The organism is Cohnella fermenti, from assembly GCF_004801405.1.
Classification (GTDB): Bacteria; Bacillota; Bacilli; order Paenibacillales; family Paenibacillaceae; genus Cohnella; species Cohnella fermenti.
Map to the genome: position 1 here is coordinate 1 of NZ_SSOB01000151.1, position 309 is coordinate 309.

Consider the following 309-nt stretch of genomic DNA (forward strand, 5'->3'; position numbering starts at 1 on the left):
CTACGTTGTAGTCTTTCCCCGTCGGCGATGTCAGGTTCACCGTAACCTGGCCTTCCGCCTCCGCTGTGAATGTGTAGATGTCCTTGTCCCCTGCTACGGATAGATACGAGTCGTACGTATTCCCCAGTTCAACATTGACGGCTTGCGCTAACGTGCCATTCGGTTCGTACGTGTCCCTCATAAGCATCCCGAACGATAACGTATACGGGTCTGGGCCGAACTCCGCGGAATCCTTTCCGTATACAACGATGTAGTATGCCGTATTGGCCTTTACATTGAACGGCATGACATCCTCTTCGCCGACTCCGT

General features: G+C 53.1%; 1 protein-coding gene. It reads right to left on the reverse strand.

Features of this window, described 5'->3' with window-relative positions; genetic code table 11:
* On the reverse strand, nt 1–286 hold a 286-nt coding region (locus E6C55_RS33395; RefSeq protein ID WP_136374128.1), incomplete at its 3' end, for a hypothetical protein.
* Nucleotides 287–309: the final 23 nt, after the last annotated feature.